The sequence below is a fragment of the Bacteroides oleiciplenus YIT 12058 genome (assembly GCF_000315485.1).
GTDB classification, from domain to species: domain Bacteria; phylum Bacteroidota; class Bacteroidia; order Bacteroidales; family Bacteroidaceae; genus Bacteroides; species Bacteroides oleiciplenus.
This window is the reverse complement of the sequence record NZ_JH992941.1, coordinates 754,460-771,246: the sequence shown is the minus strand read 5'-3', so window position 1 is coordinate 771,246 and position 16,787 is coordinate 754,460. Positions and strand designations below refer to the sequence as shown.

The 16,787-nt window shown below is 45.6% G+C and carries 12 protein-coding genes; 8 read left to right on the top strand and 4 right to left on the bottom strand.

Annotated features, from left to right (window positions below):
- The first annotated feature begins 70 nt into the window (after positions 1–70).
- The 7 genes from HMPREF9447_RS10970 to HMPREF9447_RS10940 all read left to right on the top strand — a co-directional run bounded on the left by HMPREF9447_RS10970 (position 71) and on the right by HMPREF9447_RS10940 (position 11,244).
- Positions 71–640 (top strand): DUF3575 domain-containing protein, encoded by a 570-nt coding sequence (locus tag HMPREF9447_RS10970; RefSeq protein WP_009129799.1) that lies wholly within the window; start codon positions 71–73, stop codon positions 638–640.
- A gap of 7 nt (positions 641–647) precedes the next feature.
- On the top strand, positions 648–2,162 hold the full coding sequence (locus HMPREF9447_RS10965) for a DUF3868 domain-containing protein (protein ID WP_009129798.1): 1,515 nt from the start codon (positions 648–650) through the stop codon (positions 2,160–2,162).
- A gap of 87 nt (positions 2,163–2,249) precedes the next feature.
- On the top strand, positions 2,250–3,947 hold the full coding sequence (locus HMPREF9447_RS10960; protein ID WP_009129797.1) for an Mfa1 family fimbria major subunit: 1,698 nt from the start codon (positions 2,250–2,252) through the stop codon (positions 3,945–3,947).
- A 270-nt stretch (positions 3,948–4,217) separates the two neighbouring features.
- Complete coding sequence (locus HMPREF9447_RS10955; protein ID WP_009129796.1) at positions 4,218–5,216, top strand: FimB/Mfa2 family fimbrial subunit; 999 nt, start codon at positions 4,218–4,220, stop codon at positions 5,214–5,216.
- A gap of 2 nt (positions 5,217–5,218) precedes the next feature.
- Positions 5,219–6,322, top strand: a complete 1,104-nt coding sequence (locus tag HMPREF9447_RS10950; protein WP_009129795.1) for a fimbrial protein — start codon at positions 5,219–5,221, stop codon at positions 6,320–6,322.
- Positions 6,323–6,365: 43 nt separating this feature from the next.
- Entirely contained in the window at positions 6,366–7,979 is a 1,614-nt protein-coding gene (locus tag HMPREF9447_RS10945) for a fimbrillin family protein (protein ID WP_044138015.1), read from the top strand.
- Between the two features lie 43 nt (positions 7,980–8,022).
- Positions 8,023–11,244 (top strand): fimbrial protein, encoded by a 3,222-nt coding sequence (locus HMPREF9447_RS10940; RefSeq protein WP_009129793.1) that lies wholly within the window; start codon positions 8,023–8,025, stop codon positions 11,242–11,244.
- Positions 11,245–11,326: 82 nt separating this feature from the next.
- Here HMPREF9447_RS10940 and HMPREF9447_RS10935 read toward each other — a convergent pair whose 3' ends face one another.
- On the bottom strand, positions 11,327–12,289 hold the full coding sequence (locus tag HMPREF9447_RS10935) for a hypothetical protein (RefSeq protein WP_009129792.1): 963 nt from the start codon (positions 12,287–12,289) through the stop codon (positions 11,327–11,329).
- A 239-nt stretch (positions 12,290–12,528) separates the two neighbouring features.
- Entirely contained in the window at positions 12,529–13,488 is a 960-nt protein-coding gene (locus HMPREF9447_RS10930; RefSeq protein ID WP_009129791.1) for a hypothetical protein, read from the bottom strand.
- Positions 13,489–13,745: 257 nt separating this feature from the next.
- On the opposite strand from HMPREF9447_RS10930, the gene HMPREF9447_RS10925 reads away from it, so the two are divergent.
- Positions 13,746–14,198 (top strand): DUF4469 domain-containing protein, encoded by a 453-nt coding sequence (locus HMPREF9447_RS10925; RefSeq protein WP_009129790.1) that lies wholly within the window; start codon positions 13,746–13,748, stop codon positions 14,196–14,198.
- 449 nt (positions 14,199–14,647) lie between these two features.
- On the opposite strand, the gene uxuA is transcribed toward HMPREF9447_RS10925, so the two are convergent.
- Together uxuA and HMPREF9447_RS10910 are read right to left on the bottom strand one after the other, a co-directional pair.
- Positions 14,648–15,829, bottom strand: a complete 1,182-nt coding sequence (gene uxuA, locus HMPREF9447_RS10915) for a mannonate dehydratase (RefSeq protein ID WP_009129789.1) — start codon at positions 15,827–15,829, stop codon at positions 14,648–14,650.
- Positions 15,830–15,869: 40 nt separating this feature from the next.
- The gene (locus HMPREF9447_RS10910; RefSeq protein WP_009129788.1) at positions 15,870–16,679 is read right to left on the bottom strand and encodes an SDR family oxidoreductase; all 810 of its coding nucleotides are present in this window, start codon (positions 16,677–16,679) and stop codon (positions 15,870–15,872) included.
- Positions 16,680–16,787: the final 108 nt, after the last annotated feature.

Genomic DNA, 16,787 nt, shown 5'->3' with positions numbered 1-16,787 from the left:
TTTTGGTACGTTCCGGGCTGGAACACGAATTCGGCCGATAGAATGATTTTAAAATAAAAACAAGAATTGAATGAAGAAAATACTAGTATGCATACTATTCATATTGGGATTATTGCCGGCCGAAAGTAAGGCTCAGAAGATTGCTGTAAAAAGCAATCTTCTTTACGATGCCACTACTACTATGAATCTTGGTTTGGAAGTAGCCTTGGCACGTAAATGGACATTGGATATTCCGGTGAATTATAATCCATGGAAGTTTGATGATACTCGCTTGAAGCACTGGGGTATACAACCGGAACTTCGTTACTGGTTCTGCGAAAGCTTCAATCGTACGTTTATAGGGTTGCATGGTCACTATGCTGACTTCAATGTAGGTGGGTTGCCCGACTGGCCGCTTATCAGTGAGAATATGCAGAATATGCGCTATCAGGGACATCTGTATGGAGGCGGTATTTCGATAGGGCACTCATGGATATTGAAGAAGCGCTGGAGCATTGAGGCTTCCCTTGGACTGGGGTATGCACGCATCGTATATGAGAAGTACCCCTGTGCAACGTGTGGCACTAAACAGAAAGATACCAGTAAGAATTATGTGGGACCAACAAAAGCAAGTGTATCACTTATTTACGTAATTAAATAGAATGAGAATGATGAAAAGAAATATGCCATTCATCGCGTTGGTACTGACTGTCTTGTGCCTGAATGTAAACAGAGTTATGGCTCAGGATCGTTCTTATGAAGGAACCATCACCATAGTACCTGTGCGATTGGAACAATTGGGAGAAACGGTCCATATAGATTTCGATATCCTGATGAAAGATGTGAAAGTGAAATCGGCGCATGGGGTGGACCTCATCCCGCAGTTAGTTTCTCCTACCACTACTTACGAACTTCCTCGGGTTTCTATCAAAGGAAAAAACGAGTATCTGGTTTATGAACGCAGGCTGGCAGTAATGAGTGCTAAAGCGAAGAAGAATTATAAGACACCTTATTGGGTAGAGAAAAATCAGAAGAAGAAGAGTGGCGTTATCCGCTACAGATATACATTGCCTTACGAACTTTGGATGGCGGATGCCGGGCTGAACGTACAGCGTGACGAATGTGGCTGTGGCGAAAGTGCACTGATGAGCGTGGAGCATACCTTTGATAAGGTTACGCTTGAACGTATGCTGGTGCCCTATGTAGTGACTCCTTATCTCTCGTATGTGGAGCCTAAAGTAGAGGAAATAAAGAGTCGTGATATACAGGCGGAATGTTTTCTGGACTTTGAGGTGAACAAGGTGGATATCCGTCCTGAATACATGAACAATCCTCAGGAGTTGGCAAAAATCCGTGCGATGATTGATGACCTGAAGTCAGATGTCAATGTGAACGTGAAGCGTCTGGATATCATAGGTTATGCTTCTCCCGAAGGAACGCTGGCTGCAAACAAACGTTTGTCCGAAGGTCGTGCCATGGCATTGCGCAACTATCTGGCTGCACGGTATGATTTCCCGCGCAATCAATACTATATCATATTCGGTGGTGAAAACTGGGACGGATTGGTAAAAGCGCTCGATACGTTTGAGATGGATTATAAAGCGGAGGTGCTGGATATCATCACGAATATTCCGATTGAAAAAGGAAGAGAAACAAAGTTGATGCAGCTTCGTGGTGGCGTGCCCTATCGGCTTATGTTGAAGGAAATATTCCCAAGTCTGCGTGTAGCTATCTGTAAGGTGAGCTATGATGTCAGAAACTTCAATCTGGAAGAGGCGAAGGAAGTGATAAAGAAACGTCCCCAGAACCTGAGTTTGAATGAGATGTTCATGGTGGCTAACACTTATCCGAAGGGGTCACAGGAGTTTATCGATGTTTTTGAAACAGCGGTCCGCCTCTATCCGGAAAGTGAAATTGCTGCTATGAATGCGGCTACCGCGGCCCTTTCACGCAATGATCTGGTATCTGCGGAACGCTATCTGGAAAGGGTGAAGTCGGATGGCTGCTTACCTGAATATAACAATGCAATGGGAGTATTATCATTAATGAAAGGAGATTATGAATTATCGGAGAAGTATTTGAATGCTGCAAAGCAGTCAGGGCTGGATGCAGCCAAGGAAAATCTGGAAGAATTAGCTAAAAAGAAGGCTAATACTGCCGAAATTGAGAAGAAGAATAAATAAAATCAGTAATGAATAAAAACAGCATTAACTAATGCTGTAACAAAGAGAATAAATATATAAATTAATTTCTAATAAAATGTTTGTATTATGCTAAAGATTAAATCAATTTTAGTATCGTTGCTGGCCATTACGGCATTGGCAAGTTGTTCAAATGACCTCGATGATGATTCTGATGGCGGGGTGACAAAAGGTTATGATGTGGCTTATGTGTCAATCAGTCTGACTAATCCTAAAACTCCGGGAACACGCGCCTCTGGCGAGCAACCGTCTTTGCCGGAAGAAAGTGCAATTAAAGAACTGTATGTGATTACGTTCAACGCAAGTAAAGTAGTAGTCAAAGACGCAGATGCAACTAAGTATGCTACTGTGCTGGGAACAAGTGAATTTGGAACAAACTCTGGAATTACTACTCCGAACACTCCAGTTAAGGTAAGTACGGATACCAAGTATTTACTTGTGGTCGCCAATCCGGGAACTGTGTTACAGGCACGTTTGGATGGTATTGCGGCTGGCGCAACGTTTAATGATATCAACGCTCTGATCACAGTAGCTACAAAGAGCGGTGAAGCTAATAATTCTTATCTTGTAGAGGAGGTTGTGCACAGCAATGGTTGCGCAATGATTAATGCCGGTTTCTATGATGATAGTGATCCGGAGCCTACTAACCATGCATGGAAAGCTGATTGTCTACTCGATGTAGCGGCTAACATCTTTAAGGCCAGTGATTATAAAACTGAACAAGAAGCCTTAAATGCAGCGAAAAGTAAACCGGCTCGACTGGATATAGAACGTCTTGCATCTAAAATGGAGGTTATGGTTGCTGTGACGGAAATCGGACCTTTTGAAGACGTCACTGGTAATTCTCTTGGCCAGTTTGAGTTTGGAAACTGGACTATTGATTATTACAACTCTTTGTTATTTCCTTTTGCACAGAAGACAAAGACAAGGTCATCCCATACTACCGGATTCTATAAGAGCAACTTCTATACGGTTGACCCGAACTTTACGACGGCCGGTGGTACAGAATACCTGACAGGTATTGTAAAGAATGTACTTGATGTAGATCGTGAACCTAAAGTAGATTGGGTTAGTAAAAGTACGATTGCGGGTGAGAATTACAGATATAGTATCGAAAACACAATGGCTGCAGGATATCAGAAATTTGGTGCAGCCACGCGTTTGGTGATTAAAGGCCAGTATGCACCTTGGAAGAATGATGCTGATTTTACTTTAGGTGATGACTGGTATCGTCTTTCCAATGGTACTAACTCTATAAACTTTAAGAACTTTCCTGCATTGCTGGCGGCTTACACGCCTGCTGCTGCTAAACTTGAAGATGATAGAACTGCTTTGGAGAAACTCCTGGTGAATGCATGCGATAAGTTCTATACACAAGTAAAAACTGCACTTGGTGGTGCTGATCCGGGTAGCTTTGCAGGTCTTACTCAGACTATTCTTGACAATATCAGTGCAAACGGTGGTGAATTGACTAAAGAAGATGGCTGTATCTACTGGTATCAGAAGAGTCTCAACTATTACTACTATGAGATTCGTCATGATAACGCAGCTAACGATCATATGGAGTATGGAAAATATGGTATAGTGCGTAATAACTACTACACGTTGACCTTGACGAAAGTAAATGGAAACGGTACACCGTGGTATCCTGGTGATGGTCCTGAAGATCCTAAGGAGGAAGAAGACATCGACAAGCTGGGAGCTTACCTCCACTTCGAGATTAAAGTTGCTCCGTGGGTATACTGGCAAACCAATTTTGAAATTTAATATACTTTTTATATAAAAAGAACAGGGCAGTGCGGACTGCCTGCCCTGCCTTTTTCTTTATAGAACATTTTGTGCGGCACTGGTAGCCGATAAAGATAAAAATAAGCCGGTGACAGGCTTTCCAAAAACAGCACTACCCCTTTGCGCACTCAAAATAGTATGAATATAGAGAAGCGCCCCTAAAAGTGAAAGTAACCGGAGGTCACTAAACATGTCCTCTGACAATATAAACGGCAGTTAAACAATGCTGCCCCCTAAAAAGAAAAAGATATGTTCGGAAAAACTAAGCTGTTCCTTATCGTTGCCTCGATGCTGTGTATGGCCTCGTGTGACACTATACGCGAAGACTTGCCCCGGTGTGAACTTTGGCTGGAATTTACATTCGACTATAATATGGAATATGCGGACGCATTCAACCCGCAGGTCAAATCGGTGGATGTATTCGTGTTCGGCAGCGATGACAAACTGCTCTTTTCTAAAAGAGCCGAGGCTGCCGCGCTGATTGGCGGCAACCGGATGTCGCTGACCAATGAACTCGATTTCGGAAACTACAAGGTGCTGACCGTTGGTAGTTTGTCCGACAATTTCCATACTCTGGACAATGCAGGCCGTGAACTGGTTCCGGGAACAACAACCCTTCAGCAGCTCACTGTAGCCTTGAAGCGTGCATCGGATATTGTAGACTTTGAGTTCCAGCATCTCTACTTCAGCGAAGTAGTGAAGGTGGACCACTTGCCGTCCAATACCGACCATAAGGTTTACCCGGTGAACCTGATACGCAACACCAACCGGTTCAATATCGCGTTGATGAAGTATGGAGAAGGCGAAACAAATGGAACGCAATATACGTTTGAAATTCAGGCACCGGAAAGTGCAACCTATTCTTGGGAGAACGAACCAACAAACCAAGGACCGGTTCATTACGTGCCTCATTATACAGGTCAGGGAGAAACCTCCGATGTGTTTGTATCCGCACGTCTCAACACCATGCGTCTGTTCAATAGAGACGGATGGGATTACCAGTTCATTATAAAGAATGCGGATACTGGAGCCAAAATATGGAGCTACGACCTGATGAAGTTGCTGAGCATTGCCCGGCCTACTTCCCGCCATGACGGAACAGAACTTCCTTTCCAGGAATACCTCGATCGTCAGAGCGAATGGAACCTGATATTCACTGTCACCGAGAAGCCTGGAGGAGGAGAATTTATCCAGATCGGACTTGTTGTGGGCACCTGGATTTACTGGCTTCATGGGATTGAAATTTAAGAATGAGAAAAAGACTATTACATATCATATATCTGGCATTCACAGCCCTTTTATTTTCGTGCAGCAGCGATGTTGTCGACGAACTGACCTTGCCTACTCGGGCGCAGCTCAGCATCAACTTGGTGGACAATGGAGAGGTGGATCAACAGGAGGAGATAAACTCCATGCGGTTTATCGTATTCGGCAGCACGCCCGGTGGCGTGAGGCTGGATGTGAATAAACACATCCTATTGGGCACTCCAGAGACAGCTACCGATATAGATGCGCAGCTTCTCGAAGTGACTTCCAGCAATGATATTTTGGTCGTAGTAATTGCCAACGAACCACAGAGCCTTACGAGTAAGCTCGACGGTATCGCCAGTCTTTGGACATTGCAAGATATGCTCTATGATATCTCTGATATATTGAATAGTGACGGGCAGATAATTTCTACGACCGGCATGCCCATGACAGGAGTGATTCGGGATATATCTATAGCACCTGATGAAACTCAAAAAGTAGAAATGGTTATCGAACGTGCCGTAGCCCGGGTAGATATCTTTCTTGAAGCTATAGATGGTGGAGCGATGACCGGATATACTGCCGGAAGTACCAGTGTTACCCTGCACAACCTTTCTCATGATAGTTATTTTGTGATGGGAAACGAAGCAAATGGTACGCGCGATAATACTGAGCCTTCAAAAAATTATGGAAAAGTGAAGAGCAACGTACCGGACAGTGACTTATTAACAGAAACCTGGACAGCGTCAACCTCGGAAATGTGGGCGTATTCGTCTGCCACCGGGGCTAAGAACCGGAAACTGCTCAGTTCGTTCTATGTTGCCGAGCGTACGTTCAGATCGGATTACTCCGACCGACTGGCCGTCAGCATGACCAATGTCCTGAAGGGACCTCCGGATGTCACCGGAGTAACTGGGAAGGTGATAGAGACAATAACAAAGGTTGATGACAAAGGTACCCCGGTAGCACAGCCTTTTACGGAGATACGGAGAAATAACGTATATCAGATAACGGCCCGGGTAGGGAAAATCGGTATTCAGATACTGACGATAACGGTGGAAGACTGGGGTGAAGTAAAAAACATCGATTTGAGTATAGGTTTGTAATACATTTCACTGGATGTTTTGTTTATATCGGAAAAGAAATAAGATGATGAAGTTTAGAAATAGTATCAAGATGATTGTAATGGCAGCTATCCTTCCGTTCGTCCTCTTTTCGTGTATCGGCGAAGAGATGATACCGTGCGGGGAGTTGATTGTCGTGCAACGTATCGGAGAAGGTGGAAACGCCGGAACCCGTGGTACGGTTATCTCTTCGAATACCGATCTGAAAGGGGAGACTTTCGGCTTTTTTGCTTCCCTGACACCTGCCTCATCTACTCCGGAACAATACTTCAATGCAAGAGCCGGAGTGAACCCCGACCTCACGGCAACGATCTCACCGGAGCAATACTGGCCGGCGTTGCTGGGTGCCAGTATGAAGTTCTTCTCGTGGTACCCGTATAGCGGTACCAATGCGCCCACTGCTAACTTCTCCAACCCGGGGCAAATGGTATTGAATTATACGGCAAATGCCGACGCTGCCAACCACGTTGATGTGCTGGCTGCTCTGTCGGAGCCTGCATGGATGACAGGTGTGAGTATACATTTCTACCACACGCTGACCAAGGTTACCTTTACGTTCAAAAAGGTAGACCCGGTGCCCGATGTAGTAACCATTGAAAAGATAGAGTTCCGAAATGTAGGGAAAAGCGGGAAGCTTACTATTCCTAATATACCAGCTGCCACTACGGAACATAACAAGCCTGATTTTGTGTGGAGTGATGTCACAACGGGGAACATCGCTTCTACTCTCATCGACAACAATACGGTGACCGAAGATGCCGCTCTGATTGGTGGTACGTTTCTCATGTTGCCTACTGATGCCGACGATTTCCCTGCGACGGCCAAGATTGTCATCACTACCAATTATGGCGAACGGGAATTCCTGCTCAAGGATATTATCGATACAAATCCGCACTCTTGGGAGTCAGGTGAGTATATCAACTACAACCTTTCGCTATCGAATGATATCTATCAACTGTCCGCCACCCCTCTTGAGTGGGACGAGAGCCCGGTAAATGTAATTCTGGACGGACAGTACTACCTCAAATTGTCGCAGACTAAGGTTCTGACGGCTGCTAATGCAGCCACGGTCGATATAGAGGTCAAAACGAACTATGACGCCATTCCGAATACGGGCTATCCGGTCGGTGCTGTACTGGATAAGAGTGGTATGGATTCGTGGGCAACGGTCAACATGACCCAGACATCTGTTTCGGGCGGAGTGTATACGTATAATGTGAATGTTGTGATGCCTAAATACAATTCCGGAGTCGGAACTGAGCGGAGTACCGGGTTCTATATCGATGCAGGCAACTTACACCATCGGGTACTTCTGAAACAGTGGGGCGGAGACGGGGTGTGGATGACCTGGAACGTGGAACTGGACAGTAGCGATGCCGGAACGGGAATCATGCAACGCCGCAAGATTATCTTTACTTCAGGCAGTCCGGGCTCATGGGACTGGGAAATTACCGGAGTACAGGATGCGGACAAGATTCTGCTTAATAGTGAAACGATGCTCCATGCAACTGGCGTGAGCGGTGATGCGCTTTATTTCTACTTTAGAGCGGATGCCGTGTCCGGTGATACAGCTACATTGACGCTGACCAATCCGAATGGCGACAATCCCCCTATGACAGTGACATTGACCGCACCATAGTGAACTGTACGTATATAACATGTTTAAGAAAGAAAATCAAAAAATGAAATATAAGACTTCAGTACTCAGAAAAAGCTTACTTCTGCCAATCCTGCTGGTGACAGTGTGGCTCGCTGGATGCACACAAGAGGAGTTTGAATCAATACCTCCCCAAACAGGGAGTGGTGTCCGGTTTACCCTGACGGTTCCTGATGTAGCTACTCCGTCTGTTTCTTCCCGCACAATGACCGGAACAGGTGCAGCCAAGAAAGAAGACGAGATAAAAACAGTGGATATCCTTGTTTTTGATGCGTCGAAAACGCCCGCGATATTTCTGGAATGGGCCGTGGGTACAGGTATTACACAGGACTTGGCCAATAATAATTCCACGGCGAACTTCTCTGCCCCGCTTCCTCCCACTGCCACAACCACCTGTATCGTGGTCGTGGCAAACAAACAACTCAGTGATATAGCACCGGGCTTCAAAAAGGGAGTGACTACCAAAGCCCAGGCGATGGAAGCATTGCTTCACACCCGGGAAGGTAAATGGACAGCAGACGGGTCGACCTCTGGCGGCTATACGCCGATTCCTATGTATGGGGAGACAGAAGTGGCGAAAATTGATGCCTCGATGAATCCGATAACCGGCATCGATATGAAGCGTATGCTGGCGCGTATCGACATCCGCAATTCGGCATCGAACTTCACGGTCGAGGAGGTCTATCTGGCCAATTACAATACAACCGGATTCATCTCTTCTGCATGGAATGCGAACGGGCAGATTATTGACCCGGCTCCGGATGAGCCGAACCTTCCGGGCGACAGTGGCAAAAAGACGGGAGAGGGGAATGCAATCCTCTATTCCGTGAATGGCAACACACCCTATGACGGGGAGATCTATACGTTTGAATCTCTAGCGGCAGAGGATGCCGGTGGTGTGGCCGGAGACAATAATGCGAGCCGTAAGGACGCTACTTGCCTGATAGTGAAAGGTAAGATCGGCAGTGGCAAGTCAAGCTTTTACCGGATTGATTTCACCAAAACCGGACAAACAGGGGAGCAAGTGGAATATCTGGCTTTGAAGCGGAACTACAAATACGTTGTTACCATCACTCAGGCGTTGGGTGCCGGTAGTGCTGATATCCGCGAGGCGTTGGCAACCTACACGGTCATGTCCAACATGAAATACCGGGTGATACACTACAATCGCGATAAGGTGAAAGATGTGGTCTACAACGGACAGCATATGCTTGGTGTGGGCGAACCAGACGTGCAGGTGACCCAGTACCAGAATAATAGTTATGCCATAGATGTCTTTACTGACAGTCCCAACGGTTGGAAAGCCACCGTTACGGCTGGAAGTGACTGGCTCACATTCGAAGGTGGAGTAGCTACGGCATCGGGTGTTGCGAATGATGATACACAACTTAAACTGAAGATTCCTTATTTTAATAATGATATTATCGGTGCCACCCGAACGGCTACCGTTACGTTGGCAGCCGGGCGCCTGACACACGAAATAAAGGTGACTCAGTACACGATAGATCCGGGGATTATCAAATTTGTCGATGCATACGGGAATGTACTGGAGAATGGCCTCTTTTTCCCGATTAGAAATCCTGATGGAGATGGTATCCCCATCGAGCCGCAGACAGTGTATGTGATGTTTTCTGTGGATAGAATAGATGTTCAGCTTCAAGGAAAAAATGATTTGGAAATTATTCAATATGATGCCGGCAATATAACTCCGCAATTGTACAGAAACAGTACGGAATCCTTTCGTGAAAGGGTGCAGGCATTTACCGTGCAACCCAATCCGAGACAAACGGGAGACGGTACTACAGAAGATGGCATCGGCTGGTGGTGGCGTTGGGACAAGATGGATTTTAACTTATATGATAAGGAGGGGCATCTTAAGCAGGTACAACTTCCCATCAATCAAGGTGAACTACAGTTCTCATTCCGACATTACCCTACCACCGTCAATAGCAGCACTTATAAAATTCCTCTGGGAGCGGAGCAATACCTGCAATTGTTTGTCAATAACAACTGGGAGATTATGAATATTGAAAATTTGAATATCGTCAACGATGATGGTACCGGATTGATTCGTACCGACCCGGATAATGATATAGTTGTAGGCCGGAAGAATGCGGACACGAAGATGTACCAAGAGTCTGTCGTAGGTTATGATGATGGTAAAGGAAATGATGTTGTTGGTCACGGATATGATTTCAGATTGAAGCTTAATCCCGGCAAATGGAAAGAGGGGAAAAGCGGAACGATACGAATCACGTTCAGAAATGTGATGCATACCATCCAGGATGAACACTTCCCGTTCTATCGCACGATTGACCTTCAGATGGTGTCCGAAACCAAATCTTATACGACCACTGGGGAACCCCTTTTCTATCTTTATCCGCTCCGGTTTGATAATAGGATATATCAAAACAACAACGTACCATCACAAAGTGTGGGACGTATGGCAAACGCCACTGATGCGGAGAATATATGCGGCAATATAGGCGATGGTTGGCGTTTGCCTACTGCCAGCGAATTGTTGATGTCGTTTGCCTATGTAAACGCTTTGGGTGGCAATGCAGAAGATTACAGGTATAATGAAAGTCAGAATCCATATGGATGGTATCAAAACTGGACTGCTAACTACTGGTCTTCGTCATACTATACAGCTCAAGGCTCCGGCACACGCTATGAGTTAGAGTTTTCGGCAGGTTATCAGAATTCTGTACCTATCAGCAAAAATAATTATTTCCGTTGTGTAAGAAATAATAATAATAGCGGAACGAAGTACCCGTATCTAAAGGTAGAGTCTGCGGGGGTTACTATTGTCTCCCGCGATAATAATGGGGGAACAGACCCCTCGGTGCTTTTAGCTTCAGGTGAGAACCCGGATACAAGTGATGCGATGAATAGGATTGCTCCTCAGCTTCAGATTGAAAACACCAGTACTGGCGGTAAGACTTGGGCAGAGGCAAAGGCGATATGTGAAAATAAAGGAAATGGTTGGCGTCTGCCTACCCAGCGTGAGATGTATTTGGTTCTCAGTATGGGCGGGACGAGTGTCAGTCTCGAAAATCAAGGCTTTGGCAGTTTAACAACTTGGACAGGGAGCGGATTTGAGAAAATAAATGCTGTGCACTGGACATTGACTCAACGTGAGGGTAACTATTGGTTGGTTGGAGCCAATAATAATCTGTTCGACGCTTGGCCTCAAGACGGAGGGGTGGACTGGGCTTGGTTCCGTTGCGTGAGGTCAGTACCCTGAAACTAAATGAGCTGTATCAGAAATAACTCAAATAAGTATTCTGATACAGCTCATTTTTATAGCCCTTCGATGCTACTTCCTTTTATAGCATCTCGATAACACTCCTCTGCTTCTCCAGAAATGCAATCCTCTGTGCCTCCCCACTTCCCGAAATCAATGTGGAATGTCTTTTCAAAGACTGGATCCAGTTCTTTTGCATCTGGCAAATCTGCGGGCTTTGCGAATCCATAGAGTTGATGGAATATACCCTGAAAAGACTGATCTGGAAATCTTTGTTGCTAACATACGTATAAGTCGCTTCAAAATCAATGTTCGACAGGTAGATGTACAACTCATGCCCTTCACTATATTCTCCTTTCATCGACAAATGTTCCAGGTCCACGAGTAACTGTTGCAACTCATTCTTCAGATACATCACGTCCGACGTGGATATTAAGTTCAGCCCTGCAAAATACTTTATTTCTTTTACGAAAGATTGGAAGATGTTGCTATCCCATATGAAAAAAGTCTTCTTGGGTTTCCTTAGTCCTTCGCTCAGCTTCTTGTGGGCGGTAATTATTTTCTCCGGTACATGCATTTCACTCAGAGAATTGGGGGTCTTTACTTTCCCGTTCTGATAAATCCATCGGCACAGACGGAACTTAGACAGATACTCATAAGATGAGTAGAGGGTAAAAGGAATGGTATTGGTAGCCGAATACACTTCGGCATCGCCATCCCCCTTCATAGAACTGAATATCCGCAGATAACGTTCGATGATTTCATGATAACTTTCGAATAGATTGGGCGAATGCAGCAGATTCAGGTCAAAAGTGACCCGGTTGGACAGATGGTTTCCGATAATCTGGTCAATGGAAATGCCCAGGTTATGAGAGATTACGGCTATTTCGTCAAAGGTGAATGCAACCTCTCCGCGCAGTCTGCGGTAAACGGCCTCCTTCCCCATATACAATGTATCTGTCAGATAATTAGCTAAGTTCTGCCCTTGGGGAATCCTTTCTTTCATCTCCTTAATCAACTCTTTTACAATATAATTCTTTGTCATAGCCTCCTCTTTTTTGTTAATAATCAAATGTCATGGGTCTGATTTGTGACATATGCAAATATAAAGCTTGTCGGTGGAACTTTTGTATCTGAAATCATGTGAAGAAAACGAGTGTCTTTTCTATTTGAAAGGAATTGAATATGAAATAATTGAAAGACGAAAAAAACAGATAGAAGGTCTACCTGTTTACGATATTAGAGAATAATTGTGTGAACAATTGCATTATTCGGAAGGAATAGCTACAATGTACCGATAATTTCCCGCTGTTGTTTAAAGAATTGAATACGTTGCATTTCACCACTTTCTGATATCAGCGTAGAGAACTTCTTCAATGATTGAATCCACTCTTTCAGGCCCCGGAACATTTCATGATCCTGTGTGGTAATGGAGTTGATGGAATATATCCGGATCAGGCTGAGCTGTATCGTATCGGTCTCCAGATAACTGTAGGTAGCCTCGAAGTTGATATTCGAAATATAGATTTTGACGTCGTTGCCCGTTTTGCTCTTTCCCCGGTTGGCCAGTTCTTCCAGGTCATCTATCACTGAGAGCAGTTCCTCCTTAAGAAGGTTCTTGTCTTCATCGGATATGAGATGAACGTCGCAGAAGTACTGGATGTCATTGACCAGATGGCTGAAGATCATATTATCCCAGATGTAATCTACCGAACGGATGTGAGCTACCGCACCGGTATACTCCTTTTGCTTATCCACTATCTTCTGCGGGATTTCCATTGCTTCAAAATGCTTGCACTTTATGTTTTCATTCTGATACATCCACTTGAAGAGCCGGAATTTGGAGAGCATATCGTAGTTCAATGAGAGGGTCAGCGGAATGATATTGGATGAAGTCCCGATCTCCGAGTTCTCTTCTTCTTTCACTTTCCGGAATAGCTCCACCTGCTTTTCCAGGATGGAGTAGTAAGTTTCGAGCGGCTGGCTGCTATCCACTATATTCATGTCGAAAACGGCATTGTTCTGGAAGCTCACGCCTATCATCTTATCCAGCGATATACCCAGTTTCCGGGATATAATGGCTGCTTCGGTCAGGGTGAAAGGTACTTCGCCCCGTAGCCGGCGGTAGATAGCTTCTTTGCCTATATAAAGAATATCCATTAAAGTATTGGCAAGATTTTCTTTGGATGGGAGTTTCTCTCTGACGGCATTAACTAATCCTGTGTTTAACTCGTTTGTTATCATAATCTTTTGTCTGAGTTAGAGGTTTGTCTATTATCCATTTAACACTTTTGGGAGCCTACTTGTTTCGATAATCGTAACATTTCTTTTTGGAAGGGGCTTATTTCCGAAAACTGTGTTTGATGAACCGGGCACGGTCAGATATAGAAAGCTGTATTGATTGACATTTCTTGTTACTGCCACGGAAGTGTATGCGTTGTGGTGTAATTTTGTGAAGCAGTTTGATAGACTGTTATTACTAACTAATTGAAGGATATTAAATGATGAAAGATAAGAAAAAAACAGTGGCTGAGTTGCATCACAGGAAGCAGGAGAAGAATGGATTTCCGACGCTTTTCGGAAAGAACGTACCTGTTATCAATGGTGTATACGATCCGCTGACAGGCATGCGCGACGGCACCATTACTCCGAACGCTCCTGTCGTAATCACAGGTGAAAATCTGTGCTTATCTTCACTTGGAACCATATACCTGGGTCTTTCTCCCGTCTCCGATAAGGGCACATTGATACATGTTAAAAGAGTGTTTAAGTATACTGACACAGAGGTGTTAGTCATCCTGCCTAATTTGGAGCCGGGAGAATACTCCCCGGTTATGACATTTCATACAGGAGGGAAGGTGAGTTTCACCTATACCTTACCGGTGTCGTGGAGGGTACTCGACGAAAGATATACTGCTCTTTTTGTCAGGAGGAGCTGTAGCGAACTGATCTGATGTTTTTGAAAGTGTGATTAAAAACAAAGAATATTGGATTTAATATGAGAAAAACGTGAATTACTTAAATTAAGTTGCTGCGTTGCCGTTTTTATTTCTTTTCCTTGCGGAGGCTAAGGAAAATCGCAGCAAGTATTTATTCTTTCCACCATGGGGTTCTTTTCTTTCCACCATGGTGGAAAGAAACTTTCTCCACGGTGGAAAGAAAAGAACCCCATGGTGGAAAGAATTAGCGTTAGTATGAAAAGAACTAAGCATTAGGAAGGAAAAACAATAGGAATAGCCTCTCGGGGGGATAACCGGGCGAATGAGAACTTTTTTCGCCTGTGCATATAGCATAAGACCCGGCAATCTGAGAAGGAGCACCATGAACGGTGCCGCTTTTTCAGACTGCCGGGTCTTCTTTATACTGAGTTGTCAGATGAACGCGTCAGATGGGACAGTGCTGTCTAATGAGAATCAGAAAGAATAGACTTTGCAATACCCATTTCCAGTCCGCGCAATTCTGCCAGTCCGCGCAGGCGGCCGATGCAGGAGTATCCCGGATTGGTTTTCTTCTTCAGGTCATCCACCATTTGATGTCCGTGGTCGGGACGCATGGGGATGGATACCTGACGTCTCTGTTGCAGTTCGAGGAACGCTTTCATGACGTGATACATGTCTACGTCACCTTCCAGATGGTTGGCTTCGTAGAAGTTGCCTTCTGCATCGCGTTGTGTACTGCGGAAGTGGACGAAGTTGATGCGGTCACCAAACTGTTTCATCATGCCTTCCAAGTCGTTGGAGCTGCTCACGCCGAGTGAACCGGTGCAGAGGCAAAGGCCGTTGCTCTTGTTGGGAACAGCGTCAATCAATGCCTGGAAATCGGCAGCGCTGCTCATGATGCGCGGCAGGCCGAGGATGGAGCAGGGGGGATCGTCTGGATGGATGACCAGCTCTACACCTGCTTCGTCGGCAACCGGGGTGATTTCTTGCAGGAAGTAAATCAGGTTGGCGCGCAGCTTCTCCGGGGTGATGTCCTTGTAGCGGTCCAGTTCCTGCTGGAATTGTTCCAGCGTGAAGCTTTCTTCCGAGCCGGGCAGTCCGGCAATCATGTTGCGGATTAGTAATTGCTTGTCCGCATCTGTCATTTGTTCGAAGCGGGCTTTTGCTTTGGCTTTCTCCTCGTCGGTGTAGTCGTTTTCAGCACCGGGGCGCTTTAGCAGGAAGAGGTCGAAAGCGATGAAAGCGGCACGTTCGAAGCGCAGGGCGCGGCTACCGTCAGGCAGTTCGTAGGCAAGGTCGGTACGTGTCCAGTCCAGTACGGGCATGAAGTTGTACGTCACGATGTTCACGCCGCATTGGCCAAGGTTGCGCAGGCTTTCTTTATAGTTATCGATGTATTTCTGGAAATCTCCTGTTTGGGTCTTGATATGTTCGTGCACAGGCACGCTTTCCACTACCGACCAGCGCAGGCCTACGGCTTCAATCATTTCCTTGCGTTTCATGATTTCTTCCACTGTCCACACTTCACCGTTGGGGATGTGGTGCAGGGCGTTCACGATGCCGGTTGCTCCGGCTTGTTTGATGTCCCACAGGCTAACCGGGTCGTTAGGACCATACCAGCGCCAGGTTTGTTCGCATAATACCATACTTGAATTATTAATTATCAATTATTAAATATTAATTGGGTTAGATTGAAAAGGCGTCAAAACCGCCGTCTACTACCGACAAGGCACCTGTCACGAAGCTGGAAGCATCGCTGATGAGGTAGTGGATGGTTCCGAACAACTCTTCCGGTTCAGCGAAACGTCCGCATGGAGTGTGGGCGATGATGGTGCGTGCACGGTCGGTGTAAGAGCCGTCCGGATTGGTCAGCAGTGCACGGTTCTGGTTTGTCAGCAAGAAGCCCGGTACGATGGCATTTACACGAAGTTCGGGGCTGAATTTGCTTGCCAGTTCCGTTGCCATATAGCGGGTATAGTTGGCAATGGCAGCTTTGGCTGAGCCATAGCCTACTACACGGGTCAGCGGGCGCAGGGCGGATTCGGAGCAGAAGTTGACGATAACACCTTTCTTATTCTTAGCCATTACGTCTACAAATACCATTGTGGGCAACACTGTACCGAAAAGGTTCAGGTCCACTACCTTTCTGAAAGCATCTACTTCCAGGTCAAGGATGGTCTTATCCGGGGCGATGGTGGCACCGGGCATATTTCCACCGGCAGCGTTCAGCAATACGTCGATAGTGCCGAAGCGTTCCAGAATGGCTTTTTTGTTTTCTTCCAGCACTTCTTTGTTCAGCACGTCCGTCACTAGGAACAAGGCTTCCGTTTTCTGGTTGAGTTCGGCTTCCAACTCTTTGCCGATTTCTTCCACACGGTCCAGGATAACGATTTTAGCACCTTGTTCAGCAAGGTAGTTAGCAATACTTTTACCTAAGATACCGCAACCGCCGGTTACGATGATAACTTTGTCTTTAATGTCGAATAAGTTTTTCATGTCTTTTTTCTTTTATAAAATGATTCTAATTCTCTGTGCTACAAAAATAGTGGAAAAGTAGTTTGCTTACCATACAAAACGTCTCAAAAAGATGAACTACTGTCTCAA